At 70.8% G+C, this 26837-nt stretch carries 20 protein-coding genes; 16 read left to right on the top strand and 4 right to left on the bottom strand.

Features of this window, described 5'->3' with window-relative positions; all coding sequences use genetic code 11:
• Positions 1 to 10: 10 nt before the first annotated feature.
• The 7 genes from ACFVYN_RS25155 to ACFVYN_RS25125 all read left to right on the top strand — a co-directional run bounded on the left by ACFVYN_RS25155 (position 11) and on the right by ACFVYN_RS25125 (position 7841).
• Positions 11 to 316 carry a hypothetical protein gene (locus ACFVYN_RS25155; protein WP_390002061.1) on the top strand — a complete coding sequence of 102 codons (306 nt, stop codon included), beginning with the start codon at positions 11 to 13 and terminating at the stop codon, positions 314 to 316.
• Between the two features lie 203 nt (positions 317 to 519).
• A complete protein-coding gene (locus ACFVYN_RS25150; RefSeq protein WP_390002059.1) occupies positions 520 to 2748 on the top strand; it encodes an MMPL family transporter in 2229 nt (742 codons plus the stop codon).
• On the top strand, positions 2726 to 3301 hold the full coding sequence (locus ACFVYN_RS25145; protein ID WP_390002057.1) for a GNAT family N-acetyltransferase: 576 nt from the start codon (positions 2726 to 2728) through the stop codon (positions 3299 to 3301). Before ACFVYN_RS25150 ends, ACFVYN_RS25145 begins: the two co-directional genes overlap by 23 nt.
• Before the next feature lie 35 nt (positions 3302 to 3336).
• Positions 3337 to 3951 carry a hypothetical protein gene (locus ACFVYN_RS25140; RefSeq protein ID WP_390002055.1) on the top strand — a complete coding sequence of 205 codons (615 nt, stop codon included), beginning with the start codon at positions 3337 to 3339 and terminating at the stop codon, positions 3949 to 3951.
• 196 nt (positions 3952 to 4147) lie between these two features.
• Entirely contained in the window at positions 4148 to 4336 is a 189-nt protein-coding gene (locus ACFVYN_RS25135; RefSeq protein WP_390002053.1) for a hypothetical protein, read from the top strand.
• A gap of 140 nt (positions 4337 to 4476) precedes the next feature.
• A complete protein-coding gene (locus ACFVYN_RS25130; RefSeq protein ID WP_390002052.1) occupies positions 4477 to 7563 on the top strand; it encodes an AAA family ATPase in 3087 nt (1028 codons plus the stop codon).
• A gap of 35 nt (positions 7564 to 7598) precedes the next feature.
• Complete coding sequence (locus ACFVYN_RS25125) at positions 7599 to 7841, top strand: DUF6191 domain-containing protein (RefSeq protein WP_390002050.1); 243 nt, start codon at positions 7599 to 7601, stop codon at positions 7839 to 7841.
• On the opposite strand, the gene ACFVYN_RS25120 is transcribed toward ACFVYN_RS25125, so the two are convergent.
• Both ACFVYN_RS25120 and ACFVYN_RS25115 read right to left on the bottom strand, forming a co-directional pair.
• The gene (locus tag ACFVYN_RS25120; protein ID WP_390002098.1) at positions 7834 to 9015 is read right to left on the bottom strand and encodes a PQQ-dependent sugar dehydrogenase; all 1182 of its coding nucleotides are present in this window, start codon (positions 9013 to 9015) and stop codon (positions 7834 to 7836) included. The two genes, ACFVYN_RS25125 and ACFVYN_RS25120, sit on opposite strands and share 8 nt — an antisense overlap.
• Before the next feature lie 94 nt (positions 9016 to 9109).
• The gene (locus ACFVYN_RS25115; protein WP_390002048.1) at positions 9110 to 10108 is read right to left on the bottom strand and encodes an aldo/keto reductase; all 999 of its coding nucleotides are present in this window, start codon (positions 10106 to 10108) and stop codon (positions 9110 to 9112) included.
• Between the two features lie 75 nt (positions 10109 to 10183).
• Here ACFVYN_RS25115 and ACFVYN_RS25110 point away from each other — a divergent pair, with 75 nt between their 5' ends.
• The 6 genes from ACFVYN_RS25110 (at position 10184) to serA (ending at position 20127) form a co-directional block, all read left to right on the top strand.
• Positions 10184 to 11134, top strand: a complete 951-nt coding sequence (locus tag ACFVYN_RS25110; protein WP_390002046.1) for a 2-hydroxyacid dehydrogenase — start codon at positions 10184 to 10186, stop codon at positions 11132 to 11134.
• 440 nt (positions 11135 to 11574) lie between these two features.
• Positions 11575 to 14589, top strand: a complete 3015-nt coding sequence (locus tag ACFVYN_RS25105; RefSeq protein ID WP_390002044.1) for a putative bifunctional diguanylate cyclase/phosphodiesterase — start codon at positions 11575 to 11577, stop codon at positions 14587 to 14589.
• Positions 14590 to 14796: 207 nt separating this feature from the next.
• The gene (locus ACFVYN_RS25100; protein ID WP_390002042.1) at positions 14797 to 16641 is read left to right on the top strand and encodes an acetolactate synthase large subunit; all 1845 of its coding nucleotides are present in this window, start codon (positions 14797 to 14799) and stop codon (positions 16639 to 16641) included.
• 21 nt (positions 16642 to 16662) lie between these two features.
• Positions 16663 to 17190 carry an acetolactate synthase small subunit gene (ilvN, locus tag ACFVYN_RS25095; protein WP_069766166.1) on the top strand — a complete coding sequence of 176 codons (528 nt, stop codon included), beginning with the start codon at positions 16663 to 16665 and terminating at the stop codon, positions 17188 to 17190.
• Positions 17191 to 17304: 114 nt separating this feature from the next.
• Positions 17305 to 18303 (top strand): ketol-acid reductoisomerase, encoded by a 999-nt coding sequence (ilvC, locus tag ACFVYN_RS25090; RefSeq protein WP_390002040.1) that lies wholly within the window; start codon positions 17305 to 17307, stop codon positions 18301 to 18303.
• Between the two features lie 234 nt (positions 18304 to 18537).
• On the top strand, positions 18538 to 20127 hold the full coding sequence (gene serA / locus ACFVYN_RS25085; RefSeq protein WP_030315966.1) for a phosphoglycerate dehydrogenase: 1590 nt from the start codon (positions 18538 to 18540) through the stop codon (positions 20125 to 20127).
• 60 nt (positions 20128 to 20187) lie between these two features.
• Here the strand turns inward: serA and ACFVYN_RS25080 are convergent, their stop codons facing one another.
• Positions 20188 to 21723: an MFS transporter gene (locus ACFVYN_RS25080; RefSeq protein WP_390002038.1), complete on the bottom strand. Its 1536-nt coding sequence runs from the start codon at positions 21721 to 21723 to the stop codon at positions 20188 to 20190.
• A 96-nt stretch (positions 21724 to 21819) separates the two neighbouring features.
• On the opposite strand from ACFVYN_RS25080, the gene ACFVYN_RS25075 reads away from it, so the two are divergent.
• Positions 21820 to 22422 (top strand): TetR/AcrR family transcriptional regulator, encoded by a 603-nt coding sequence (locus ACFVYN_RS25075; protein ID WP_390002036.1) that lies wholly within the window; start codon positions 21820 to 21822, stop codon positions 22420 to 22422.
• A 187-nt stretch (positions 22423 to 22609) separates the two neighbouring features.
• Here ACFVYN_RS25075 and ACFVYN_RS25070 read toward each other — a convergent pair whose 3' ends face one another.
• Positions 22610 to 24085: a PucR family transcriptional regulator gene (locus ACFVYN_RS25070; protein ID WP_390002035.1), complete on the bottom strand. Its 1476-nt coding sequence runs from the start codon at positions 24083 to 24085 to the stop codon at positions 22610 to 22612.
• A 145-nt stretch (positions 24086 to 24230) separates the two neighbouring features.
• Here ACFVYN_RS25070 and ACFVYN_RS25065 point away from each other — a divergent pair, with 145 nt between their 5' ends.
• Both ACFVYN_RS25065 and pruA read left to right on the top strand, forming a co-directional pair.
• Positions 24231 to 25157: a proline dehydrogenase family protein gene (locus ACFVYN_RS25065; protein WP_390002033.1), complete on the top strand. Its 927-nt coding sequence runs from the start codon at positions 24231 to 24233 to the stop codon at positions 25155 to 25157.
• 39 nt (positions 25158 to 25196) lie between these two features.
• The gene (gene pruA / locus ACFVYN_RS25060; protein ID WP_390002031.1) at positions 25197 to 26828 is read left to right on the top strand and encodes an L-glutamate gamma-semialdehyde dehydrogenase; all 1632 of its coding nucleotides are present in this window, start codon (positions 25197 to 25199) and stop codon (positions 26826 to 26828) included.
• Positions 26829 to 26837 lie beyond the last annotated feature (9 nt).

The raw sequence follows: 26837 nt of genomic DNA, 5'->3' as shown, positions 1-26837 counted from the left end.
CTCGCCCGCCATGAACGGTCCTGCGAATTCCGAGCCGTCCGACATACAGGAGGCGTACGACGGCCAGGTGCTGGACGCCCGGCGGGCCCGCTGGACGGCCTCCGGCACCGGCGCCCTGCTGGCCCTCGCCGGTCTGGCCGCGGCCGTGCTCCGCGCGGCAGGCTCCGCCCCCGCGCTCGTGCCGGCGGCCTACGCGTCCGGCGCCGTGGTGTGCGCGCTCGCGGCGCTCCTGGGCTCCCGTGGGCGCACCCGCAGAGCGCTGTGGCTGCTGATCGTCGGCGTGATGGTGATGGCGCTGGGCGACCAGTTCGACTGAGGTGACAGAGTCGCCGTTACTGTCCTGTGATCTGCCTCCCACTCCTGTGAACAACCGCACGATGGAGCTGAACGATCACTTTTGCCTGCAAGAGTGGTGCACACCTTGCTCATCCGTTCTTTGCGGGCCGTTCACCTCATGAAGTGTCATGAACGACTTTTCCCGGTCAAAGATCCACAATTCACCATCCTGGGAGCACGTTCGTGGCAGCCCTCGCACGCTGGTGTGTACGACGACGCCTGGTCGTCGTTCTCCTGTGGCTCCTCGCCCTCGGCGGGGTGAGCGCGGGCGCCGCCGTCGCCGGATCCGCCTACTCGAACGACTACGAGGTCCCCGGCACCGAGTCGGGCCGCGCCACCCAGCTGCTCCAGGACGGCTTCCCGGACCTCGGAGGCGACAGCGACACCGTCGTCTGGCACGTCACGTCGGGCTCGGTCCGGGACGCCGACGTCGAACAGACGATGACCACCACCCTGGACAGGATCGCGGACCTGCCCGGGGTGGCCGCCGTCGTCAGCCCCTACGACGACGCGGGCACCGGACGGGTCAGCGCCGACGGACACACCGCCTACGCCACCGTCACCTTCACCGACTCGGCCGAGAACATCGACGCCTCCGAGGCGAAGGCCGTCGTGGACACCGCCAAGGATGCCGAGGCCGACGGGCTCCAGGTCGAGCTGGGCGGCAGCGCCGTCGCCCTCACCGAGTCCTCCGGCGGGCATGTCGCCGAGATCGTCGGTGTGCTCGTCGCCGCCCTCGTACTGTTCCTCGCCTTCGGCTCGCTCGCCGCCTCGCTGCTGCCCATCGCCACCGCCCTGGTCGGCGTGGGCACCGCCTACGCGAGCATCGCGCTGCTCGGACACGCCATGACCGTCGCCGACTTCGCTCCCATGCTCGGCATGCTGATCGGGCTCGGCGTCGGCATCGACTACGCGCTCTTCATCGTCACCAGACACCGGCGCGGCCTGAAACGCGGGCTGAGTGTCACCGAGTCCATCGAGAACGCCGTCACCACCACCGGGCGCGCGGTCGTCTTCGCGGGTGCCACGGTGTGCATCGCCCTGCTGGGGATGCTGATCCTGCGGCTCGGCTTCCTCAACGGCGTCGCGATCGCCGCCTCCTTGACGGTGGTCCTCACGGTCGCCGCGTCCGTGACCCTGCTGCCCGCCCTGCTCTCCCTCATCGGCATGCGCGCCCTGAGCCGGCGCGAGCGGCGCCGCCTGGCCGAGCACGGGCCCGAGCCGGAACTGCCGACCGGGTTCGCCCACCGCTGGTCCGCGTTCGTCGAACGGCACCCCAAGCTGCTCGGCGCGATCGCCCTGGTGGTCATCACCGTCCTCGCCCTGCCCACCCTCGGCCTGCGGCTCGGCACCTCCGACCAGGGCAACGACCCCCGGTCCGCGACCACCCGGCAGGCCTACGACCTCCTGGCGGACAGCTTCGGGCCCGGTGTCAACGGCCCGCTGACGCTGGTGACCCCGGTCGAGGGCGCCGAGGACAAACTCCTCCTGGACAACCTCGACGCCACGATCCGCACCACCGAGGGCATCGCCTCCACCACCCCGGTGACCTACGACTCAGGCGGCGACCTCGCCTACTTCACGATCGTCCCCGACTCCGCCCCGCAGTCCCGGCAGACCAGCGAGCTCGTGGACCGGCTGCGCACCGAGGTGCTGCCGCGCGCCGAGACCGGCACCTCCCTCGACCTGCACGTCGGCGGGATGACCGCCTCGTACGACGACTTCGCGCACGTCATCGTCGGCAAGCTGCCCCTGTTCGTCGGCGTCGTCATCGGCCTGGGCTGTCTGCTGCTCCTGCTCGCCTTCCGCTCCGTCGGCATCCCGCTGAAGGCCGCCGCGATGAACGTCGCCGCCGTCGCCGCCGCCTTCGGAGTGGTCGTGGCGATCTTCCAGTGGGGCTGGGGGAGCGAGCTGCTGGGGCTGGGTCGCGCCGGGCCCATCGAACCCTTCCTGCCCGTGATCATGGTCTCGGTCCTCTTCGGGCTCTCCATGGACTACCAGGTCTTCCTGGTCAGCCGGATGTACGAGGAGTGGCTGGAGACCGGCGACAACCGGCGGGCCGTCCGCGTCGGCCTCGCCGAGACCAGCCGGGTGATCAACTCCGCCGCCGTCATCATGATCTCCGTCTTCCTCGCCTTCGTCCTCAGCGGCGACCGCGTGATCGCCATGTTCGGCATCGCGCTCGCCGCCGCCGTGGCCCTCGACGCGTTCGTCCTGCGCACCTTGCTGGTGCCGGCCCTCATGCACCTGCTCGGCGGCGCCAACTGGTGGCTGCCCGGCTGGCTGGACCGCCGGATGCCCCGCATCAGCATCGAGCCGCCCGAGTGCCGTGCCGCGCATGAAAGGCTGGACGAGGTCGTGGAGGAGCTGGAGAAGGAGCGGAACGGGGATGTACGCGATAGCGCTGGGTGACGACGGGGCGGAACTGCGGCCCCTGGAGCCGTGGCACGCCGAGGAGTTCCTCGCCCACCTGGAGCGGGGCCGGGAGTTCATCGGACAGTTCATCCCCTTCGGCTCCCAGGCCGTCGACGTGGCCTCCGCGCGCGAGACGCTCCAGCGGTACGCCCGGATGCGCGCCGACGACACCGGCGGCTACCACGGCATCTGGCTGGACGGAAAGCTCGTCGGCGGGGTGCTGACCCTGAACTTCGACGCCGCTCAGGGCAACTGCGAGGTCGGCTGCTGGCTGGAGCCCGCAGCGACCGGCCGCGGACTGATCACCCGGGCCATGCGGGTGCTGATCGACTGGGTGGTCGAAGCACGCGGAATCCACCGGATCGAATGGGTCGCCGCCTCCGGGAACACGGCCAGCATCAACGTCGCCCGGCGCCTGGGAATGACCCGCGACGGAGTCCGCCGCGAGGCCCACCCCTATCGTGGCGTACGGCACGACCTCGAGGTGTGGTCGATTCTCGCCCCCGAGTGGCGTGAGGCACGCGCGCGTGCAGGCCGCAACGATCATTAAGAACCCTCTCAGACAGGATCCGTACCGTGCCCGACATGGGAACGAAGACAGCTGACGAAACCGGCGCCGAGACGGGCGCCGAGGCCACCACCGACGAGCAGAAGGTGAGCGTCGCCAAGACCGAGGCGGTGACGGGGGCCGCACCCGAGTCCGAGGGCTCGGTCGAGGACACCGCCGCCGACGAGAACGCCGTCGACGACATCGACGACATCGACGACGAGGACGACCTGCCCGAGGCCGCCCGCGAGGAGGGCCCCACCGGTGTCGGCCAGGGCGCGGGCGCCGTCGTCTCCGCCGCGCTCGGCCTGGTCTCCCTCACCGGCAGCTGGATCGGCACCGTCGCCGCCGCGCGCGAGACCCTCGTCGGCCAGTTGCAGACCTCGTCCACCGCGACGGTCGCCAAGCAGGTCAAGGAGGTCTACGGCGACGCCTGGAAGACCAGCGCGCTGTGGGCCGGCCTCTTCGCCCTGGTCGCGCTGCTCGTCGGCGTCGCCGTACTCGCCCGGCCCGCCTTCGGCGCCCCCGGCAAGCCGCAGGCCGCCTGGATCAAGTCCGTCGCCTGGGGCGGTGTCGCGCTCGGTGTCATCGGCCTGCTCCTGGCCGTCCTCAAGTACACCGACTTCCTGGTGGGCCTGCCCTCCACCAGCTGAACAACCGCAGGTCGCGAGGGGTCTCAGGACATCCGTAGGTACCTTACGGAGCCCCTGAGGCCCCTCTCGCGCGTCTAAGGCCCCCACGGCCCCCGAAGATGCGGAACTCTCCCGATGTGGCGGACCCCCCTCGGAGACGAAGGTAGAGGCATCGCAGAAAGCGAAGCCCGAAACCGACTCCGACAAGGACGACACCATGTACGCCGCATACGAGATCTCCCAGTACCGCTCCGCCGACCTCATCCGCCAGGCCGAGCACGAGCGGCTCGTCCGAGAGACCCTGCGCGGCCGCCGCGCCGCCCGTCGCGAAGCCGCCGAACGCACCGCAGAGAGCCATTCGCATACCGGCCGCCCACGGCGGCACCGGTTCCTGCGCACGGTGTGAGCGCCGGGGGGAGGGAGGACGGCCGCACGGCTCAGTCCGTCCCCGCGGTCACCACCGCGGCCGTCCTCCCGGCAACCAGGGCCGGTCGGGAACCCCGGCCCACCCCGAAAACCGGTGCCGTCCTGTTGGACCCGCGTGTCATGCTCGGGCCTGTGGAGACCAGGTCCGTCAGTCCCGTGTTCGTCGGCCGCGCCGAAGAGCTGAACAGCCTGAACGAAGCGCTCGCCCGCGCCGCCGGCGGTACCTCCCAGGCTTCTGGCACCGCAGGAGAGCCACAGGCGTTGCTGCTCGGCGGCGAGGCCGGCGTCGGCAAGACCCGGCTCGTCGAGGAGTTCGCCACCGCCGCCTGCCGGCAGGGCGCGGTCGTCGCCCTCGGCGGCTGTGTGGAGATCGGCGCCGACGGACTGCCCTTCGCACCCTTCTCCACCGCCCTTCGCGCCCTGCGCCGCGCCCTGCCCGACGAACTGGCCGCCGCGGCCGCGGGCCAGGAGGAGGAACTGGCCAGGCTGCTCCCCGAGGTCGGCGAGACACTCCCCGCCCGGGGCACCGGACGGCACGACGAGGAGAGCCTGGCCCGTCTCTTCGAACTCACCGCCCGCCTCCTGGAACGCGTCGCCGCCGAACGCACCGTCGTCGTCGTCCTGGAGGACCTGCACTGGGCCGACGCCTCCACCCGCCACCTCCTGGCCTACCTCTTCCGCACCCTGCGCACCGGCCGCCTGGTCGTCCTCGCCACCTACCGCTCCGACGACATCCACCGCCGCCACCCGCTGCGCCCCCTGCTCGCCGAACTCGACCGCCTGCGCACCGTCCGCCGCATCGAACTCGGCCGCTTCAACCGGGACGAGGTGAGCCGCCAGATAGCCGGAATCCTCGCCACCGAACCGAACCCCGCCCAGGTCGACGAGATCTTCGAACGCTCCGACGGCAACGCCTTCTTCGTCGAGGAACTCGCCGTCTGCGCCACCGAGGGCTGCGGCACCGGCCTCACCGACTCGCTCCGCGACCTGCTCCTGGTCCGCGTCGAGGGGCTGCCCGAGAGCACCCAGCGGGTCGCCCGGGTCGCCGCCGAGGGCGGCTCCACCGTGGAGTACCGGCTGCTCGCCGCCGTCACCCGGCTCGCCGAGGACGACCTCATCGAGGCGCTGCGGGTGGCCGTGAACGCGAACATCCTCGTCCCGGCACCCGACGGCGACGGCTACCGCTTCCGGCACTCCCTGGTCCGCGAGGCCGTCGCCGACGACCTGCTGCCCGGCGAACGCTCCCGCCTCAACCGCCGCTACGCCGAAGCCCTGGAGGCCGACCCCACGCTCGTCCCCGCCGACGAGCGGGTCATGCGCCTGGCCGGCTACTGGTACCACGCCCACGACGCCGCCAAGGCGCTGCCCGCCGTCCTGGACGCCTCCGTCACCGCACGCCGCCGGCACGCCTACTCCGAACAACTGCAGTTCCTGGAACGCGCGATGGAGCTGTGGGACACCGCCCCCGAGGCCGTCAGGGCCGCCCTGCGCCCCATCGACTACACGGAGGTCTATCCTCCCTGTGGCTGCGACCCGGCCACCACCCCGCTGCGCTACCTCGACCTGATGGCCGAGGCCGCCGTCGCCGGCCGCCTGGGCGGCGAACGCGAACGCGCCCTGAAGATCACCAAGCGGGCGCTGCACCTCCTCGCGGACGACGGGGACCCCCTGCGCGCCGCCTGGTTCTGGGTCCAGCGCTCCCATCTCGTCCAGGGGCTGACCCGCGGCGACGGCTGGGCCGAACTGGCCACCGCCGAGGACCTGGTGCGCGGCCTGCCACCGTCCGAGGTGCACGCCGAGGTGCTGTCCACCGTCGCCAACTGGTCCCATGTGCACGTCCCCGGCCCGGAGGCCTTCTCGGCCGCCGAACGCGCGGTGGAGTACGCCCGCATGGTCGGCGCCCGCGAGATCGAGATGAACGCGCGGCTCACCCTCGCCGGCCTGGTGGTGGAGGCCGGCAGTGTCGAAACCGGCCTTGACGAGATGTTCGACGTCCTGCGGCGGACCCTCGACGACAACATCGCCAGCGTCGCGAGCCGCGCCTACGTCAATGTGCCCTCCTCCCTCGAAGGCATCGGCCGCTCCCGGGAAGCCGTGGAGGTGCTGCAGGACGGGCTCACTCACGCACGACGGCACGGCCTTTCCGACAAGGAGGCCTGGATCTGGGCAAATCTCGCCGAGTCCCGCTACTCCCTGGGGCACTGGGACCGGGCCGCGGAAGCCGCTTCGCAGGCCGAGCGCGTCGGCCAGAGCGCCAAGCCCCGCGGCTTCCACGCCGTGAACCGGGCTGCCCTCTCGCTCGCCCGCGGCGAGCTGACCGAGGCCGCACGCCAACTGGCCGCCGCACGCGGCTACTTCGGTTCCCGCGACCATGCCCCGCAACATGAACTCCCCCTCGCCGACATCACCATCGGCATCGCCGCCGGCGAAAGCCGCCTCCTGGACGCCCGCGCCGAACTCGAACGCGTCCTGGACTCCGGCTTCCCGCCCGGCACCCAGCGCTACGCCTGGCCCCTGCTGCTCACCGCCGCCACCATGGAGGCCGACAGCCTCGGCCTGCCCGTCGCCGAACAGGGCCGCACGAAGATCCTCGACCGCATCCGGGAGGCCGCCAGGTCCCTCGCCACCAACGCGCCCGTCTGGCTGGCCCACGAACGCTGGCTGCGCGCCGAACTGCTGCGCGCCGAGCGCGCCGACACCCCGGACCACTGGTGGGAGGCCCTCGCCGCCCTCGAGCCCCTGGAACGCCCCTACGACCTCGCCCGCGTCCGCCACCGGCTCGGCCAGGCCCTCCTGTCGGTACCCGGAGGCGCCGAGCAGCCCGAACGCGACCGGGCCACCGAACTCCTGCGCCTCGCCCACGCCACCGCCGGCCATCTCGGCGCCCGGCCGCTCGCCGACGCGGTCACGCTCCTCGCCCAGCGCGCCCGCCTCACCCTGACCGCGGCCTCACCGGCCGACCGGGGCGACCCGGTCCGCTCCCTCGGCCTCACCGGCCGCGAACGCGACGTCCTGGGCCTGGTCGCGCTCGGCCGCACCAACCGCCAGATCGCCGAGGAACTCTTCATCTCCCCGAAGACGGCAAGCGTCCACGTGTCCAACATCCTCGCCAAGCTCGGCGTCTCCGGACGGGGGGAAGCGGCGGCGGTGGCGCACCGGCTGGGGCTGTTCCCGGCGGAGGCTCTCCACGCGCCGATCACCGACTGAGGCGTACGGTGTAGGGGACCGGCAGGGGAGGCTGCATGTTCAACATGTTCGAGGAACTGTTCGCGCCCGGCCGCAAGCACACCCGTGACGAGCAGAACCGGCTGGAGCTGACCCGAGAGGACGTCGGCGACGGCGACCCCGGACACGGACCGATAGATCTCACGTCCGGGAAGGTCGTCGTCCGCCGGCCCGAGCCGGACGAGGACGTGACCTCGGAGCGGGACTCGCACTGGGACTCGGACTCGGACTCGGACTCGGAGCAGCGTCCGGCTAGCTGACCTGTATCTCCAGGATCTTGTCGTCCCCCGCCTTGGGGCTGCCGCGGCCGTCGGTGTTGCTGGTGACGAGCCACAGCTTGTTCCCGCCCGCGGAGACCACCGTGCGCAGCCGGCCGTACTCACCCTTCAGGAATGCCTGCGGGTCGGCCGAGGCCGCCGTGCCCTTCAACGGCACGCGCCACAGGCGCCGGCCCTTCAGGCCGGCCATCCAGATGGAGCCCTCGGCGTAGGCGACACCGCTGGGGGAGGCGTCGTCGGTGTGCCACTGGGCTATCGGGTCGTGGAACTTCTTGTCGTCGGACTTGCCCTCTGCGGTGGGCCAGCCGTAGTTGTCGCCCGGCTTGATCGCGTTCAGTTCGTCCCAGGTGTCCTGGCCGAACTCCGAGGCGAACAGCCGCTGTTTGGAGTCCCACGCGAGGCCCTGCACATTGCGGTGGCCGTACGAATACACGGGGGAGTCGGGGAACGGGTTGCCCGGGGCCGGGTCGCCCTCGGGCGTCAGACGAAGGATCTTGCCGCCCAGGGACGCGCGGTCCTGGGCCAGGCCGGTGTTGCCGCTCTCACCCGTGCCCGCGTACAGCATCCCGTCCGGGCCGAACGCGATCCGGCCGCCGTTGTGGATGAAGCCCTTCGGGATGCCCTTGAAGACGGTGTCGGGGGCGCCCAGCTGCTCGCCGGACGCCTTCTGCTCGTCGTAGACCATCCTGACGACGCGGTTGTCCGAGTCCGAGGTGAAGTAGGCGTAGACCATGTGGTCCGAGGCGTAGTCCGGGGACAGGGCGATGCCCAGGAGGCCGCCCTCGCCGGCCGCGGAGACCCCGGAGACCTGGCCCAGCTCGGTCTTCCTGCCCGACTGTCCGTCGACCCGGGTGATCGTGCCCTCGTCCCGTGAGGAGACGAGCAGGTCGCCGTCCGGGAGCGGGGCGAGGCCCCAGGGGGTCTTGAGGCCCTCGGCGAGCGTGCGCAGCACCTTCACCGAGCCCTTCGCCGGCGGGGTCGCCTCCGCGGCCTGCCGGGTGGGCGAGGACCCGGAGGCCGTACTGCTCGATGCGGGGCTGTCCCCGCCGCCCGGTGAGCCGCCGCCTCCTCCTCCGCCGTCGGAGGAGCAGCCGGCCGTCAGCAGGAGCGCGGTCGCGGCCAGCACGGCCGTCACAGCTCGACGATGCACGATCATGGTCCCTTCGAAGCGGCGGGTTCTACCTGTCATACACCGCTCGCCCCTCCCAGGTTCCCGATCTCCCGGACCCGACGCCCCACCGACGGAACGGCTAGTCCCACGACCCCTGTGCCGGCGGCAGCTCCCTCGCCTCCGCGAGGTCCTGGGCGGTCAGACGCAGTCCGGCCGCCGTCGCGTTCTCCGTCACCCAGCGCTCCTGCTTGGTGCCCGGTACCGGGATCACGTGCTCGCCCTGTGCCAGCACCCACCCGAGAGCCACCTGGGCCGGGGTCACCCCTTCCCCGTGCCGGGCCGCGATGCGGCGCAGGCCGACGACGATCGGCTGGTTCGCGGCCATCATCTCGGCGGTGAAGCGGGGGTGGCGGGCGCGGACGTCGTCCGGTTCGAAGCCCTCGCCCGGGGTCAGGGTGCCGGTCAGGAAGCCGTTGCCGAGGGGCATCGCCGCGAGGAAGCCGACGCCGCGCTCCGCGCACCACGGCACCAGCGTCTCCAGGGCCTCCGGTGACCACACCGACAGCTCCGCCTGCACCGCGCTCACCGGGAAGACCTGCTGGACGCGCCGCAACTGCCGGATCGTCGCGTCGTACAGCCGGGTCCCGGAGCGGCGCCCACCGCGCGCCCCCATCGCGCACAGCCCCAACGACCGTACCTTTCCGGCCTGTACGAGCTCCGCCATCGCGCCCCAGGTCTCCTCGACCGGGACCTCGGGGTCCTCGCGATGCAGCTGGTAGAGGTCGATCACGTCGGTCTGGAGCCGCCGCAGGGACGCGTCGCAGGCTCGTTTCACATAGCCGGGGCGGCCGTTGGCCACGATGTGCTGCTCGCCCACCAGCAGACCGACCTTGGTCGACACGAACGCGTCCTCGCGCCGTTCCTTCAACACCCGCCCCAGCAGCAGCTCGTTGGTGAACGGGCCGTACATGTCCGCCGTGTCGAGCAGCGTCGAGCCCAGATCGAGCGCCCGGTGCACGGCCCTGACCGACTCGTCGCCCCGCTGCCGCGACCCGCTGTAGGCCCAGCTCATCGGCATGCACCCGAGTCCGACGGCTCCCACCGCGAGCGCCGCCGCGCCGATCGTCCTGCGCTCCACCTGCTCGTGACCCTCCCTGTTCCGGCCCCCAACCTAACCTCTGGGCTCCCGGGCCCCTGACATAGCCTCCAGGGCATGAGTGCTGACGTGTGGCTTCCCATCCCGCCCGACGACATCGAAGGGCTCCCCGAGGGCCCCGACTACCGCTTCTGGAACGGTCAGGAGGACTTCCCGGCGGACCCGGCCGACTGCGCGTACTACGTCGTCCCCTACATGCAGCCCCTGGACGTGGTCCTGCGGCCCCTGCCCCACCTGAGCTCCGTCGAGGTCGTACAGACACTGTCGGCGGGCGTCGACAACGTGACACCGGGCCTGAAGCACCTGCGTCCCGGCGTACGGCTGTGCAACGCGCGCGGTGTGCACGAGGCGAGCACCGCCGAACTCACGCTCACCCTGATCCTCGCCTCGCTGCGCGGGATTCCCGACTTCGTGCGGGCCCAGGACAAGGGGGAGTGGCGCGGCGGGTTCCACCCCGCCCTCGCCGACAAGTCCGTCCTCATCGTCGGCTACGGCTCGATCGGCTCCGCCATCGAGGACCGGCTCGTACCGTTCGAGGTCGCGCGGGTGGCGCGCGTCGCGCGCTCCGCGCGCACCACGGAGCGCGGTCCCGTGCACCCGCTCGCCGAACTGCCCGCGCTGCTCCCCGAGGCGGACGTCGTCATCCTGTCCACGCCCCTCGACGAGACCACGCGTCACCTGGCCGACGCCGATTTCCTTGCCCGTATGAAGGACGGCGCGCTCCTGGTGAACGTCGCCCGCGGCCCCGTGGTCGACACCAAGGCGCTGCTCGCCGAGCTGGAGACCGGCCGCATCACCGCCGCCCTCGATGTCACCGATCCCGAGCCGCTGCCCCAGGGGCACCCCTTGTGGCAGGCGCCGGGCGTACTTGTCAGTCCCCACGTCGGAGGACCCACGTCCGCGTTCCTGCCGCGCGCCAAGCGCCTGTTGGTGGATCAGTTGACCCGCTATGTGAACCAGGAGCCCCTGCGCAACGTGATCCTTACGACGGGATCAGACGGCGCGTGACGGGCACCAAACGCGCTGTCGGGCGCGGGCGCGCAACAGGCGCGTAATCCGTTTCCGGTACGCTCCGCAATCTTTCGGACGCGGTCCGTGCCCGCATCCCCACTGGTCGTCACGGAGCGTAGAGGAACTATGTCCCTGAGTGACGAGACTGGTGTATCGTCCCGACAGGGGCTGCGCCGCGCACTGTTCGGCGCCGGGGATGGACATTGCAGACTGTGAGGGGGGCGACGGGCGATGCACGGCCTATGGACCAACGATCCGACGCGGCGGGGCCGCCGGCTCCGACCCTGGCACACAGCCGCGCGCAGACGCGGCCACCACGCCGGTCACGGCGGTCACCACAGCCATCATCACCGCAGGCACAACAGCCGCAGAAGGCATGCGCACCCGGCGCACCCGGAGCCCCGGGACCCCGGAGCGGCGCGGACCTGGAGGGCCCGGTGAGCTCGCCCCCGTCTCCCACGAGCACCCTCGACGGAGCGCTGCGCGCCCGACCGGCAAGGGGGGCGCTGCCCTCCCTGCCCCCGGCCTCCCGTGGCGGGTCGGCCCTGGCCCACCAACTCCTGCTCGCCCTGGTGTGCGCCGGATATGCCATCGGTGCCGCGTTCGACTGGGGTTCGCCCGAAGTGGCCCTGATCATGGGCGACTTCGGACTGAGCGCCGCGGCGGCCACGGCAGCCGTGTCCTGCTTCGTCTACGCCCGTAACCGCCGGGTCCGCTTCCGGCCCGCCTGGCTGCTCTTCGCGCTCTCCTCGACCATGGCTTCCCTCGGCAACCTGATCTGGGGGTGGTACGAGGTCGTCCTGGGCCGGGAGGTTCCCGACCCCAGCTACGCCGACCTGTTCTTCCTCTGCTTCGCTCCACCCGCCATCGTGGGTCTGCTGGTCCTGGCCAAGCGGCCGGTGACGAAGGCGGGCTGGGTCTGCCTCGGCCTCGACGCCTGGCTGATCGGCGGCTCGCTGCTCACGCTCTCGTGGAGCCTCGCCCTCGCCCAGGCGGCGAAGTCCGAGGGGCCGAGCGTCGCGCACACCGCGCTGTCCCTGGCGTACCCGCTGCTGGACATCGCTCTCGTCAGCATGGTCCTCGCACTGCACTTCCGGCGCTCGGCGGTCAACCGCACCGCGGTGAACACCGCGATCGGCGCGCTCGCCCTGACCGTCATGTGCGACGCCCTGTTCACCTCGCCACTGCTGCACAACAGCTACCGCTCCGGCCAGTTGCTGGACGCCGGCTGGTTCGCCGGCTCCCTGCTCCTCGCCTACGCCCCCTGGGCCGCGCCCCGGCGCCCGGACGCCGGCCGGCAGCGGCCGGCCGGGCACACGCGCGTGGTCCGCGAGCACCTGCCCAGACAGCGGTTCGGGATCCAGCACCACCCAGCCGCACAGGGACCGCAGGGAGCCCAGGGCGGTGACCAGGGCCGGTATCCGGCCACCCGGCCCATCACCGGGTCGCTGGCCGCCCTCACGCCCTATCTCGCCGCCGCGGTCTGCACGCTGGGGATCCTCTACAACGTCCTCAACGGCCGCAGCGTGGACCGGGTGGTGCTGCTCACCGGCGGCACCGTCGTGCTCGCCCTCGTGGTGCGCCAGGGGATCATGCTGCTCGACAACATCACCCTCACCCAGGAACTCGCTCAGAAGGAGAACCACTTCCGCTCCCTGGTGCAGGGTTCCAGCGACGTCATCATGATCGCCGCGCCCAACGGCATCCTCCGGTACGTCTCCCCGGCCGCCGCCGGTGTCTACGGACGCCCCGCCGAGGACCTCGTGGGCACGGAACTGGCCGGCCTCATCCACCCGGAGGACCTGGGCTGCGTCGTGCACGAGGTGCGACGCTTCCTCGCCGCCAACCCCCTCGAAGAGCCCACCACCCGCATCGAGTGCCGTTTCCGGTCCGGCGACGGCGGCTGGCTCAACGTCGAGTCCACCGTCAACCGTCACCACGGCGGCCTCATCTTCAACAGCCGGGACGTGACCGAAAGAGTGCGCCTGCAGGCGCAGCTCCAGCACAACGCCGAGCACGACCCGCTGACCGACCTGCCCAACCGCGCCCTGTTCACCCGGCGCGTCCAGCAGGCCCTGTCCGGCCGCCGCTCCTCCGACCGCGGCACGGCCGTCCTCTTCATCGACCTGGACGGCTTCAAGGCCGTCAACGACACGATCGGGCACCAGGCCGGGGACGAACTGCTCGTCCAGGCCGCCCGCAGACTGCAGGACGCGGTCCGCTACGGGGACACCGCCTCCCGGCTCGGCGGGGACGAGTTCGCCGCGCTGATCGTCGGGGACGGCACCCGCGACCGCACCGCCCGCGAGGCCAACATCCTGGAGCTCGCCGACCGCCTCAGGCTCACGCTCTCGCAGCCCTACCTCATCGACGGCAACGATGTCCGGGTCGCCGCCTCCATCGGGGTCGCCTTCGCCGAGCCCGGCCTCGGCGCGGGCGAACTCCTGCGCAACGCGGACCTCGCGATGTACCGCGCCAAAGCGGGCGGCAAGGGCCGTGTCGAGCTGTACGCGCCCCAGATGCAGCAGGACGTCGTACGGAAGGCGGAGCTGGCCACGCGCCTGCGTGCCGCGCTGCACGACGGCGAGTTCGCCCTGCTGCACCAGCCCGTCGTCTGCCTGGAGGACGGCCGGATCACGTCGGTCTCCGCCCAGGCGCGCTGGCGCTCCTCCCAGGGGGTGCTGTTCACGCCCGCCGAGTTCCTGCGGGTGGCCGAGGACAGCGACAAGACGCAGGAGCTGGGCCGCTGGATCCTGGAGGAGGCCGTGGAAAAGGCCGCCGAGCGGGCCGCATCCGGACTCACCGTGCCCGTGGCGGTGCGGATGAGCGCCCCGCGGCTGCTGGACCGCTCGCTGCCGCTGGGGTCTGTCGAGGCGCTGCTGACCCGGCACGGGCTGCCGTCCGGCTCCCTGGTCATCGAGCTCTCCGACGCCGACCCCCGGGTCTCACTGGACGAGCTGGAGCGCCGGCTGACCGCGATCCGGCGCGTCGGGGTCCGGATCGCCCTGGACGGCTTCGGCAGCGGCTACGCGGCCATCACCGCCCTGCGCAGACTCCCCGTCGACATACTGAAGCTCGACCGCAGCCTGGTCGAGGGCGTCGTGGAGTCCGCGAGACTGCACAAGATCACCAGCGGGCTGCTCAGGATCGCCGGAGACCTCGGACTGCAGTCCGTGGCCGACGGCGTGGACCTCCCCGAACAGGTCGTCGCCCTGCGCGCGATGGGCTGCACCCACGGGCAGGGCATGGCGTTCTCGGGGCCGCTGGACGAGTACCGGCTGCGCAGGGCGCTGGCCTCGGGGCGCTATCCGGTGCCGCACGGCCCCGCGGAGCCCGCGTTCGCGGGAACCTTGGAAAGGGGCGCGGCGGTGTACACCGGAACCATGTCTGCCGTACTCGGTGGTGGGACGACCCTCCGCTCACATAATGAGACTCCCGTCCCACCCACTTGACAGTGAGTGCGTGCCGGGGGGAGGGTCAGTCTCATGCGCACCCGAATTCTCGTACTTGGAAAGCGCGTCGGCTGACGCTGAGCCACAGACCGCTCAGCGATCCCCACCCGGCGCGCTCCCCTCGCTTGCCTTCTGGCACGAGGGGTTTTTTGTTGCCCAGCTTCCCTACCTCAGCTTCACACCCTCAGCATCGAGAAGAGAATGACGATGACCGAGCAGGCCACCGGGGCCCATCCGCAGCCGCGGCCCCGATCCGGAGGACAGCAGTCCGCCCCCGAGCACGTCACGGGCGCGCAGTCCCTCATCCGCTCTCTCGAGGAGGTCGGCGCGGAGACGGTATTCGGCATTCCCGGCGGTGCCATCCTGCCGGCGTACGACCCGCTGATGGACTCCACCCGGGTGCGCCACGTCCTGGTCCGTCACGAGCAGGGCGCGGGCCACGCGGCCACCGGTTACGCGCAGGCCACCGGCAAGGTCGGCGTCTGCATGGCGACCTCGGGCCCCGGTGCCACCAACCTGGTCACCCCGATCGCGGACGCCCACATGGACTCGGTGCCGCTCGTGGCGATCACCGGGCAGGTGGCCTCCAAGGCGATCGGCACGGACGCCTTCCAGGAGGCGGACATCGTCGGCATCACCATGCCGATCACCAAGCACAACTTCCTCGTCACCAAGGCCGAGGACATCCCGCGGGTCATCGCGCAGGCCTTCCACATCGCCTCCACCGGCCGCCCCGGCCCGGTACTGGTCGACATCGCCAAGGACGCGCTCCAGGCGAAGACGACCTTCTCCTGGCCGCCCGTCATGGACCTGCCCGGCTACCGCCCGGTGACCAAGCCGCACGCCAAGCAGATCCGCGAGGGCGCCAAGCTGATCACCCAGGCCAAGCGGCCCGTCCTCTACGTCGGCGGCGGTGTCATCAAGGCCGGCGCCACCGCCGAGCTGAAGGTCCTCGCAGAACTCACCGGAGCTCCCGTCACCACCACCCTGATGGGGCTCGGCGCATTCCCCGACAGCCACCCGCTGCACGTGGGAATGCCGGGCATGCACGGTTCGGTCACCGCCGTCACCGCGCTGCAGAAGGCCGACCTGATCGTCGCCCTCGGAACCCGATTCGACGACCGCGTCACCGGCAAGCTGGACAGCTTCGCCCCGCACGCCAAGATCGTCCACGCCGACATCGACCCGGCCGAGATCGGCAAGAACCGCGCCGCCGACGTGCCGATCGTCGGGGACGCCCGCGAGGTCATCGCCGACCTGGTCCAGGCCGTCCAGAAGGAACACAGCGAGGGCCACAAGGGCGACTACAGCGCCTGGTGGAAGGACCTGAACCGCTGGCGCGAGACCTACCCGCTCGGCTACGACCTGCCCGAGGACGGATCGCTCTCCCCGCAGCAGGTCATCGAGCGGGTCGGACAACTCGCCCCCGAGGGCACGATCTTCGCAGCGGGCGTCGGCCAGCACCAGATGTGGTCCGCGCACTTCATCCAGTACGAGAAGCCCGCCACCTGGCTCAACTCCGGCGGCGCCGGAACCATGGGCTACGCGGTCCCGGCCGCGATGGGCGCCAAGGCCGGCATGCCGGGCCACACGGTCTGGGCGATCGACGGCGACGGCTGCTTCCAGATGACCAACCAGGAACTGACCACCTGCGCCCTGAACAACATCCCGATCAAGGTCGCCATCATCAACAACGGCGCCCTCGGCATGGTCCGCCAGTGGCAGACCCTCTTCTACAACCAGCGCTACTCCAACACCGTGCTGCACAGCGGCCCCGAGGACGTCAACCCGAACGCCAAGGGCACGCGCGTGCCGGACTTCGTGAAGCTGTCCGAGGCGATGGGCTGCGTGGGTCTGCGCTGTGAGCGCCCGGAGGACCTCGACAAGGTCATCGCGGAGGCGAACTCCATCAACGACCGCCCCGTCGTCGTCGACTTCATCGTCCACGAGGACGCGATGGTGTGGCCGATGGTCGCCGCCGGCACCTCGAACGACACGATCCTGGCCGCCCGGGACGTCCGCCCCGACTTCGGCGACAACGAAGACGACTGAGCGAGAGAGACGTAAAAGATCATGTCCAAGCACACGCTCTCCGTCCTGGTGGAGAACACCCCCGGCATCCTCGCCCGGATCGCCGCCCTGTTCTCGCGGCGCGGCTTCAACATCGACTCGCTCGCGGTCGGTGTCACCGAGCACCCCGAGATCTCCCGGATCACCATCGTGGTCACCGTGGTCGAGGAACTGCCGCTGGAGCAGGTGACCAAGCAGCTCAACAAGCTCGTCAACGTGCTGAAGATCGTCGAGCTGGAACCCGGCTCGGCCGTTCAGCGCGAACTCGTTCTGGTGAAGGTGCGTGCCGACAACGAGACGCGCTCCCAGATCGTCGAGATCGTCCAGCTGTTCCGCGCCAAGACCGTCGACGTCTCCCCGGAGGCCGTCACGATCGAGGCCACCGGCAGCGGCGAGAAGCTGTCCGCGATGCTGAAGATGCTGGAGCCCTTCGGCATCAAGGAGCTGGTCCAGTCCGGCACCATCGCGATCGGCCGCGGCGCGCGTTCGATCACGGACCGCTCGCTGCGCGCCCTCGACCGCAGCGCGTAGGACCGGGTGGTACGGGCGGCTCCGGCCGCCCGTATACCGAGACCCCGAAACTTCATCTCAGCCCGCCGTCATACGGTGGGACGCAACATCTGCACCCCAAGGAGAGAACCCAAAGTGGCCGAGCTGTTCTACGACGCCGACGCCGACCTGTCCATCATCCAGGGCCGCAAGGTCGCGGTCATCGGTTACGGCAGCCAGGGCCACGCCCACGCGCTGTCGCTCCGTGACTCGGGTGTCGACGTGCGTGTCGGTCTGCACGAGGGCTCCAAGTCCAAGGCCAAGGCCGAGGAGCAGGGCCTGCGCGTGGTGACGCCCTCCGAGGCCGCCGCCGAGGCCGACGTCATCATGATCCTCGTCCCGGACCCGATCCAGGCCCAGGTCTACGAGGAGTCCATCAAGGACAACCTGAACGACGGTGACGCGCTGTTCTTCGGCCACGGCCTGAACATCCGCTTCGACTTCATCAAGCCCCCGGCGGGCGTCGACGTCTGCATGGTCGCCCCCAAGGGCCCCGGTCACCTCGTCCGCCGCCAGTACGAGGAGGGCCGCGGCGTTCCGTGTATCGCGGCCGTCGAGCAGGACGCGACCGGCAACGCCTTCGCGCTCGCGCTGTCGTACGCCAAGGGCATCGGCGGCACCCGCGCCGGCGTCATCAAGACGACCTTCACCGAGGAGACCGAGACCGACCTGTTCGGTGAGCAGGCCGTTCTCTGCGGTGGTACGGCCGCGCTGGTCAAGGCCGGCTTCGAGACGCTGACCGAGGCCGGCTACCAGCCGGAGATCGCGTACTTCGAGTGCCTGCACGAGCTGAAGCTCATCGTCGACCTCATGTACGAGGGCGGCCTGGAGAAGATGCGCTGGTCGATCTCCGAGACCGCCGAGTGGGGCGACTACGTCACCGGCCCGCGGATCATCACGGACGCCACCAAGGCCGAGATGAAGAAGGTCCTCGCCGAGATCCAGGACGGCACCTTCGCCCGTGAGTGGATGGCCGAGTACCACGGCGGTCTGAAGAAGTACAACGAGTACAAGCAGAAGGACGCCGAGTCCCTGCTGGAGACCACCGGAAAGTCGCTCCGCAAGCTGATGAGCTGGGTCGACGAAGAGGCGTAAGCCTCGCATGACGGGGCCGGAGCCCTCTGCTCCGGCCCCGTTGTGCCACCCGTGCCGTCACGGACGGGTGATCCTTCCGCACAGGCGCAGGACGACCTTGGTAGCGCCACTACACTGCCGTAATACATACGCGTCAGGCCCACAGCGTCGTGCGTCTTCAACGCGGCCAGTACCCTCCACCGCCTGCGGCCGTCGGGACGGCCGTCCGCACGCAATGGACTTGTGAGGACTCACGTGAGCTCGAAACCTGTCGTACTCATCGCTGAAGAGCTGTCGCCCGCGACTGTGGACGCGCTTGGCCCCGACTTCGAGATCCGGCACTGCAACGGAGCGGACCGAGCCGAACTGCTCCCGGCCATCGCCGACGTCGACGCGATCCTGATCCGCTCCGCCACCAAGGTGGACGCCGAGGCCATCGCCGCCGCGCACAAGCTGAAGGTCGTCGCACGAGCCGGCGTCGGCCTGGACAACGTCGACGTCTCCGCCGCCACCAAGGCCGGCGTGATGGTCGTCAACGCCCCCACCTCGAACATCGTGACCGCCGCCGAACTGGCCTGCGGTCTCCTCGTCGCCACCGCCCGCCACATCCCGCAGGCCAACGCCGCGCTGAAGAACGGCGAGTGGAAGCGCAGCAAGTACACGGGCGTGGAGCTGGCCGAGAAGACCCTCGGTGTCGTGGGTCTGGGCCGGATCGGTGCGCTGGTCGCCCAGCGCATGTCCGGCTTCGGCATGAAGGTCGTCGCCTACGACCCCTACATCCAGCCCGCCCGGGCCGCCCAGATGGGCGTCAAGGTGCTGTCCCTGGACGAGCTGCTCGAGGTCTCCGACTTCATCACCGTGCACCTGCCCAAGACCCCCGAGACCGTCGGTCTCATCGGCGACGAGGCGCTGCGCAAGGTCAAGCCGAGCGTGCGGATCGTCAACGCCGCGCGCGGCGGGATCGTCGACGAGGAGGCGCTGTACTCCGCCCTCAAGGAGGGCCGGGTCGCCGGTGCCGGTCTCGACGTGTACGCGAAGGAGCCCTGCACGGACTCCCCGCTCTTCGAGTTCGACCAGGTCGTCGCCACCCCGCACCTCGGCGCCTCCACCGACGAGGCTCAGGAGAAGGCCGGTATCGCCGTCGCCCGCTCGGTGCGCCTCGCGCTCGCCGGTGAGCTGGTGCCCGACGCGGTCAACGTCCAGGGCGGTGTCATCGCCGAGGACGTGAAGCCGGGCCTGCCGCTCGCCGAGCGCCTCGGCCGCATCTTCACCGCGCTCGCCGGTGAGGTCGCGGTCCGCCTCGACGTCGAGGTGTACGGCGAGATCACCCAGCACGACGTGAAGGTGCTGGAACTCAGCGCCCTCAAGGGTGTCTTCGAGGACGTCGTCGCGGAGACGGTGTCGTACGTCAACGCCCCGCTGTTCGCGCAGGAGCGCGGTGTCGAGGTGCGGCTGACCACCAGCTCCGAGTCGGCCGACCACCGCAATGTCGTCACCGTGCGCGGCACCCTCGGCAGCGGCGAGGAGGTGTCGGTCTCCGGCACGCTGGCCGGGCCCAAGCACCTCCAGAAGATCGTCGCCGTCGGCGAGTACGACGTGGACCTCGCACTCGCCGACCACATGGTCGTCCTCAAGTACGAGGACCGTCCCGGTGTCGTCGGCACGGTCGGCCGGATCTTCGGTGAGGCCGGGATCAACATCGCCGGCATGCAGGTCTCGCGTGCGGTCGCCGGTGGCGAGGCGCTCGCGGTCCTGACCGTGGACGACACGGTTCCGGCCGGAGTGCTGACCGAGGTCGCCGAGGAGATCGGGGCGACGTCGGCCCGTGCGGTGAACCTGGTCTGACGCTTCACCACGAACGCCGGGCGGGCCGAGGGTTTCCTCGGCCCGCCCGGCGCTTCTCTGTTAAGCGGGCACCTTCTCCGGCTCCGATGCCTCCTGCGGTATGTGCAGCTCGACCCGGCGCAGTGTCACCGCGGCCAGCACCGCCGCCCCCGCGAGCAACACCGCGCCCGCGATCGCCGCCCCCTGCATCCCGTTGGTGAACGCCTCCCGGGCCACGGTCGTCAGCCCCGGTACCCGATCGGCGACGGCCAGTGCCCCGCCCAGCGTCTCGCGGGCCACGTCGGGTGCCGAGGCCGGCATGTCGTGGCGGTAGACCGCCGTACCGATGGAGCCGAGAACCGCCATGCCCAGCGCACCGCCGAACTCCGCGCCGGTCTCCATCAGGGAGGACGCGGTACCGGCCCGCTCCACCGGGGCGGTGCCCATCGCGAGGTCCATGATCTGGGACATCACGATGACGCCGCCTACCGCGAGGACACCGCAGGAGGCCAGCACCAGCCACATCGAGTCCGTACCGGCGAAGGCCAGCAGCGCGAAGCCGGCCGCGGCGATCGCGAAGCCCGCGGTGACGACGGAGGCGCGGTTGACGCCCTTGTGGACCAGCGCGGTCGCGACCGGCGCCGCGGCCCCGATCGGCACCGACGGCAGCAGCGCCCACAGGGCCGCCTCCAGCGCGCTCTTGTCGAGCACGGACTGCAGGTACTGCGTGGTGAAGTAGGCCGACCCCATGATCCCGAACGCCGAGACCAGGTTCAGCGCGACGGAGGGTCCGAAACCACGGCCACGGAAGAGGGCCGGGTCGATCATCGGCGAGGCGGCGGTGCGCTGGCGGTGGACGAAGAGGACCGCGAAGAGCAGGCCGACGGTGACCGAGACGACGTAACGGACGTTCCAGCCCTCGGACGGGATCTCCTTCAGGCCGTAGACGACGGGCAGCACCGCGGCCATCGACAGCGGGACGCTCGGCCAGTCGAAGCGGCCGGGGGCGGGGTCCTTCGACTCGGGCAGCAGGACCGGGCCGAGGAGCAGCAGCAGCGCCATCGCGGGCAGGTTGACGAGGAAGACCGAGCCCCACCAGAAGTACTCGACCAGGACCCCGCTCATCACCGAGCCGAGCGCGATCCCGGCCGTCATCACGCCGGACCACAGGCCGATCGCCTTCGCGCGCTGGCCGGGGTCGCTGAACATCGTGCGGAGCATCGCCATCGTGGACGGCATCAGGGTCGCACCGCCGATGCCGAGGACGGCGCGGGCGGCGATCAGGGCCTCGGCGCTGTTCGCGTAGGCCGCCGCCAGCGAGGCCGCGCCGAAGCAGGCGGCGCCGATCAGCAGGAGGCGGCGGTGGCCGATGCGGTCGCCCAGCGACCCCATCGTCATCAGCAGGCCGGCCAGCACGAAACCGTAGATGTCGAAGATCCACAGCTGCTGGGTGCCACTCGGCTCCAGGTCCGCGCTGATCGCGGGGATGGCGAAGTAGAGGACCGAGACGTCCATCGAGACCAGCAGCAGCGGAAGCATCAGGACGGCGAGGGCGGTCCATTCGCGGCGGCCGGCGCGGGCACCGGGGGAGGCGGTCGTGCTCGTCGGGTTCGTCATGCCGGAGACTGTACGGACGTCCTAAACGGTTGTCTAGAACGCTTGTATAAATCAGGTGTCTAGGACGTGTGTATGGATCCGGATAGGCTGGGCCGCATGGGACACCGTGAGGATCTGCTCGAAGGCGCCAAGCGCTGCCTGTTGCAGAAAGGGTTCGCGCGGACGACGGCGCGCGACATCGTGAAGGAGTCGGGCACCAATCTGGCGTCCATCGGCTACCACTACGGCTCGAAGGACGCCCTGCTGGCGCAGGCGTACATCGCGCTCGTCGAGGGGCTCGGTGAGGCCTTCGACGGCGGCGGGACCGTCGGCACCGCCACCGAGCCGGGCTCGATCGAACGGTTCCAGGAGGTGTGGTCGAACATCATCGGCACCATGCGGGAGCCCGGCTCGCCGTGGCATCTCAGCATGGAGATCCTGGTCATGGGCGACCGGATGCCCGAGGTGCGCGACCACCTGGCGCGGGCCCAGCGCGAGGCCGGGCGAGGGATCATCCCGCTGCTCATGGGCGGTCGCGAGGAGGATGTGTCCGACGAGACGACGGACACGCTCGGCGCGTTCTACCTGACACTGATGACCGGGCTCATCGCGCAGTGGGCCTTCGATCCGAAGACGGCGCCCACCGCCGAGCAGCTCACCGAGGGGCTGCGCCGACTGGTGGAGGCCGCCACCCGAGGCGATGACGGTCGCCGCGTCTAGAGCGGTGGCGTGGGGCCGGTGGTCCGTCTCGGTGGCGAGCCGGTCGGGACCGGCGTTGTGGATCTTCGCTGGACGGTCCGCCCGGGGTCGATCTCCCCGCACGGTCGCATGTCGCACGCGGTAGTCACGGTCCACTGATCCGGTCGGCCGGAGCCTGCCGTGAGAGGTGCTCTCGGCCCAACAGCCCTTACAGCCGCGCCCTCTTGAGCGCCATGTGCAGCAACAGCCGGTCCTCGCCGTCGTCCAGGTCCAGGCCGGTGAGCTGTTCGACGCGGGAGAGGCGGTAGTAGAGGGTCTGGCGGTGGATGCCCAACTCCGCGGCGGTGCGCCCCGCCTGGCCCGCGCAGTCGAGGTAGACCTCGGCGGTGCGGGCCAGTTCGCGGTGGGCGGGGGAGAGGAGCGGGCGTACGGCGGGGTCGTGGGCCGTCTCCGGGGGCAGTGCGGTCAGCAGACGGTACGGGCCGATGCGGGACCATTCCGCGATGGGGCCCAAGCGGGGTTCGGCGAGCGCGGCCCGGGCCGCGGCCGACGCCTCCTGCCAGGCGGGGGCCAGTTCGGCAAGGCCCACACGGGCGGCGGCGACCCCGGCGGCCACGGTGCGTTGGGCGGCGGCCGTGTCCCGCGTGTTGCCCGCGGGTGCTGTACCGCCTGTAGTGCCTGAGGCGGTCGTACCGCGTGCCGTGCCCTGAGTGCCCTGAGTGCCCTGAACCGGGCCGGGGATGTCGCCGCTCTCCGGTCGGTCACCGCTGCTGCCTGTGCCGCCCGCCGCGCTGTCGTCGCTCCTGCCGGCCCTGCCCTCGCTGGGTCCCCTGCCCTTGCTCGCGCCCGATCCGCCCGCCCTCGGTTCTCCTCCGCCGCGTCCACCACTCCCCGGCTCGCCGTGGGCGCCGCCACCCCCCTCCACACCCCGCGCCCGCTCCAGCAGCCGCACCGCCGTCGAGGTCGCCGGGGTCAGGGTGTCCGTCGTGCGCAGGCGGACCAGGACTGCCAGGGACTGGGCCGAGGTGCCCCACGGGACCGCGCACAGGGCCGTCGCGTGCGGGATCGTACGGGCGGACGGGGCGTCGTCCGGGTCGGCGGACGGCCACGGAGCGACGCACACCACGGTGTACGGGCCGTCGCCGCGGGAGCCCAGCGCCGTGCGCAGCGCTGCCACCGCCATGTCGGACTGCCAGCCGCGCTCGGCGGTCAGCACCGCCCGCAGCTCCCGGCTCAGGTCGGCCCCGTGCTGCGCCTCGTCCGCGAGCAGTGCGCCGATCCGGGCCGTCACCCGCATCGCCGCGTCCAGCTGCCGGTCGGTCGGGCCGGGCTCGGAGTCCAGGAGCCAGACGTAACCGAGGACGACCCCGCGATGGCGTACGGGCAGACAGATCCGCCCCCGGTACACCCCGGCCTCCCGGGTGGGCGGAATCCGCACCGGGCCGCTCGCCCGCGTGATGCCGAAGCCCTCGAACCACGCCCGGACCGCGGCCGTGGAGCGCCGGGTCAGGATCGAGCGGGCGCGGACGGGGTCCAGCGCCGACGGATCGAGGTCGCCCTCACTGTCGTACGCACCGAAGGCGATCAGCTCGAAGTCGCGGTTCTCCAGGGTCGCCGGTAGGCCCAGGAGCTCCGAGATCTCGTCCACCAGCTCCTGGTAGTCGCCTTTGTAGTCGCCTGCCACCCGGGCATTCTCGCGCAAAAACACCCCGCTTCATACATCTGTCTGAGATCTGTGGCACGGATGCGTGACAGCTGTCGATGGCCGACGATCGGAGGGATCCTTAGGTTTCACGGTGGTTCTGTCTGCTGGTCTGTGGAGGTGCCCCGTGCTGGGTCCCGTGATTCTCGCCGCGTCGCGCAGCGACCGGATGCGACGCCTGATCTCGGCGGCCCCGGTGACCAAGCAGGTCGTCGACCGCTTCATCCCCGGTGAGACGGTCGAGGAGATCGTGCCGATCGTCCGCGAGCTGACCGACCGCGGTCTGGAGCTGACGATGGACGTCGTCGGCGAGGACATCACCAACCCCGGGCAGGCCGAGGCAGCCCGGGACGCCTATCTCGCGCTCGTCGACCGGCTCGGGCCACTCCAACTGGGCAGCAGGGCCGAGATGTCCGTGAAGCTGTCGATGTTCGGCCAGGCGCTGGACGGCGGCCACGAGCTCGCCCTCGCCAACGTCCGGCCCGTCGTCGAGGCCGCCGCCGCCATCGGTACGACCGTCACGCTCGACGCCGAGGACCACACCACCCTCGACTCGATGTTCGCCATCCACGAGGAACTGCGGAAGGACTTCCCGCAGACCGGCTGTGTGATCCAGGCCTACCTCTTCCGCACCGAGGCCGACGCCCGCCGGCTCGCCGCGGCGGGCAGCCGGGTACGGCTCGTGAAGGGCGCCTACAAGGAGCCCGCCGAGGTCGCCTACCAGCAGAAACATGAGATCGACAAGGCGTACGTCCGGGTCCTGCGCATCCTCATGGAGGGCGAGGGATACCCGATGGTCGGCTCCCACGACCCGCGCCTGATCGCCATCGCCCAGGAACTCGCCCGGCAGGCGGGCCGCAAGCCCGACGAGTACGAGTTCCAGATGCTCTACGGCATCCGCGGCGACGAACACCTGCGCCTGGCCGCCGAGGGCCACCGCATGCGCGTCTACACCGCCTACGGCACCGACTGGTACGGCTACTTCATGAGGCGGCTCGCGGAGAAGCCGGCGAACCTGCGCTTTTTCGCCCGCAGCATGATCAGCAAGGGCTGAGCCCGAACACCCGCTCAAGTTCAAGGAGTTACGGAACCCATGGACGCTGTGACCCAGGTCCCCACCCCCGTCAACGAGCCGGTGCGCGGCTATGCCCCCGGCTCGCCCGAGCGGGCCCGGCTGGAGGCCAGGCTCAAGGAGCTGGCCGAGAACCCCATCGACCTGCCGATGACCATCGGCGGTGAGAAGCGGCTCGGTGGCGGCGAGCCCTTCCAGGTCGTGCAGCCGCACAACCACAAGGCCGTCCTCGGCACCCTCCGCAACGCCACCCAGCAGGACGCCCGGGACGCCATCGACGCGGCCCTCGCCGCCGCCCCCGCCTGGCGCGCGATGGCCTTCGACGACCGCGCCGCGATCATCCTGCGCGCCGCCGAACTGCTCTCCGGCCCCTGGCGCGAGACGCTGGCCGCCTCGACCATGCTCGGTCAGTCCAAGACCGCCCAGCAGGCCGAGATCGACACGCCCTGCGAGCTCGTCGACTTCTGGCGCTTCAACGTCAAGTACGCCCGTGACCTGCTCGCCGAGCAGCCCCCGGCCAACGCCCCGGGTGTCTGGAACCGTCTCGACCACCGCCCGCTCGAGGGCTTCGTCTACGCGATCACGCCGTTCAACTTCACGGCGATCGCGGGCAACCTGCCGACCGCGCCCGCGCTCATGGGCAACGTGGTCGTGTGGAAGCCGTCCCCGACGCAGACCCACGCCGCCGTGCTGCTGATGCAGCTCCTGGAGGAGGCCGGTCTGCCCAAGGGCGTCATCAACCTCGTCACCGGCGACGGCATCGAGGTCTCCAAGGTCGCCCTGGAGCACCGGGACCTCGCGGGCATCCACTTCACCGGTTCGACGAAGACCTTCCAGCACCTGTGGAAGACGGTCGGCGCCAACATCGAGAAGTACCGCACGTATCCGCGTCTGGTCGGCGAGACCGGCGGCAAGGACTTCGTCGTCGCCCACCCGAGCGCCGACCGCGCGATCCTCAAGACCGCTCTGACCCGCGGTGCCTTCGAGTACCAGGGCCAGAAGTGCTCGGCGACCTCCCGGGCCTACATCCCGGCGTCGATCTGGAACAGCGGTTTCCGCGAGGAGTTCGCCGCCGAGGTCGACGGCATCGCCATGGGTGATGTCACCGACCTGTCCCACTTCATCGGCGCGGTCATCGACGAGCGGGCCTTCGCCAAGAGCAAGGCGGCGATCGACCGCGCGCAGTCGGACCCCACCTGCACGATCGTCGCGGGCGGTTCCTACGACGACTCGGTCGGCTGGTTCGTCCGCCCGACCGTCGTGGAGTGCACGGACCCGGAGAACGAGGTCTTCACCACCGAGTACTTCGGCCCCTTCCTCGCGGTGTACGTCTACGAGGACGAGAAGTACGAGGAGATGCTGACCCAGATGGAGTCGGCCTCCGACTACGCGCTGACCGGCTCGGTGATCGCATCCGACCGCGCGGCGGCGGCGTACACGATGGAGAAGCTGCGCTACGCGGCCGGCAACTTCTACATCAACGACAAGTCGACCGGCGCTGTCGTCGGCCAGCAGCCCTTCGGCGGCGGCCGCGCCTCAGGCACCAACGACAAGGCCGGCGCCCCGCAGAACCTCCAGCGCTGGACCCTGACCCGCGCCATCAAGGAGACCCTGGTCCCGCCGACCGAGTACGGCTACCCGCACATGGACTGACGTGTCGTC

The organism is Streptomyces sp. NPDC058307 (genome assembly GCF_042880295.1).
GTDB lineage: Bacteria > Actinomycetota > Actinomycetes > Streptomycetales > Streptomycetaceae > Streptomyces.
The sequence above is the reverse complement of the archived record's forward strand: the minus strand, read 5'-3'. Positions and strand labels throughout refer to the sequence as shown.

Excerpts from the sequence above, each read along its gene's own strand:
- ilvN (WP_069766166.1), top strand. The coding sequence starts at position 16,663 with ATGTCCAAGCACACGCTCTCCGTCCTGGTGGAGAACACCCCCGGCATC.
- ACFVYN_RS25075 (WP_390002036.1), top strand. The coding sequence starts at position 21,820 with ATGGGACACCGTGAGGATCTGCTCGAAGGCGCCAAGCGCTGCCTGTTG.
- pruA (WP_390002031.1), top strand. The coding sequence starts at position 25,197 with ATGGACGCTGTGACCCAGGTCCCCACCCCCGTCAACGAGCCGGTGCGC.
- ACFVYN_RS25145 (WP_390002057.1), top strand. The coding sequence starts at position 2,726 with ATGTACGCGATAGCGCTGGGTGACGACGGGGCGGAACTGCGGCCCCTG.
- ACFVYN_RS25155 (WP_390002061.1), top strand. The coding sequence starts at position 11 with ATGAACGGTCCTGCGAATTCCGAGCCGTCCGACATACAGGAGGCGTAC.
- ACFVYN_RS25140 (WP_390002055.1), top strand. The coding sequence starts at position 3,337 with ATGGGAACGAAGACAGCTGACGAAACCGGCGCCGAGACGGGCGCCGAG.
- ACFVYN_RS25130 (WP_390002052.1), top strand. The coding sequence starts at position 4,477 with ATGCTCGGGCCTGTGGAGACCAGGTCCGTCAGTCCCGTGTTCGTCGGC.
- ACFVYN_RS25120 (WP_390002098.1), bottom strand. The coding sequence starts at position 9,015 with ATGATCGTGCATCGTCGAGCTGTGACGGCCGTGCTGGCCGCGACCGCG.
- ACFVYN_RS25135 (WP_390002053.1), top strand. The coding sequence starts at position 4,148 with ATGTACGCCGCATACGAGATCTCCCAGTACCGCTCCGCCGACCTCATC.
- ACFVYN_RS25080 (WP_390002038.1), bottom strand. The coding sequence starts at position 21,723 with ATGACGAACCCGACGAGCACGACCGCCTCCCCCGGTGCCCGCGCCGGC.
- ACFVYN_RS25110 (WP_390002046.1), top strand. The coding sequence starts at position 10,184 with ATGAGTGCTGACGTGTGGCTTCCCATCCCGCCCGACGACATCGAAGGG.
- ACFVYN_RS25125 (WP_390002050.1), top strand. The coding sequence starts at position 7,599 with ATGTTCAACATGTTCGAGGAACTGTTCGCGCCCGGCCGCAAGCACACC.
- ACFVYN_RS25100 (WP_390002042.1), top strand. The coding sequence starts at position 14,797 with ATGACCGAGCAGGCCACCGGGGCCCATCCGCAGCCGCGGCCCCGATCC.